At 41.3% G+C, this 385-nt stretch carries 1 protein-coding gene; it reads right to left on the minus strand.

What is annotated here, in order from left to right; translation table 11 throughout:
• The coding region (locus NE638_RS17915; protein ID WP_173746890.1) for a MobA/MobL family protein at positions 1–385 on the minus strand (385 nt) is incomplete at both ends.

The raw sequence follows: 385 nt of genomic DNA on the forward strand, positions 1-385 counted from the left end.
TTTCGTCTAATACAGGGATACGGATTCCATGACGGTCAGGGTTTTTCTTATCCTGCCACCAGTTCGGATGGGATTCATCAATCACGATATTTCCGTTTTTATCTCTGAGAAAATCCCAATCCTTGACTTCTTTCTTTCCCCAAGAATGATCCGGGTTAAAAGGACGCATAGTCAGAAGCAGATGGACATGGGGGTTGCCATCCCCTTTATCGTGGATACTCCAATCAGCACACATTCCTCTATCTACAAAAGTTTTTTGAATATAGTCAGTTGTATATTGAATTTGTTCCTGTCTGTTCCATTCTTTGGGAAGGGCAAATTCAAATGACCTGCCAAATTGGGCATCCGCACTTTTTTCAATCTTCAATACCTCATTCCATAACCT

The organism is Blautia sp. MSK.18.38, from assembly GCF_024460535.1.
Classification (GTDB): domain Bacteria; phylum Bacillota; class Clostridia; order Lachnospirales; family Lachnospiraceae; genus Blautia_A; species Blautia_A fusiformis.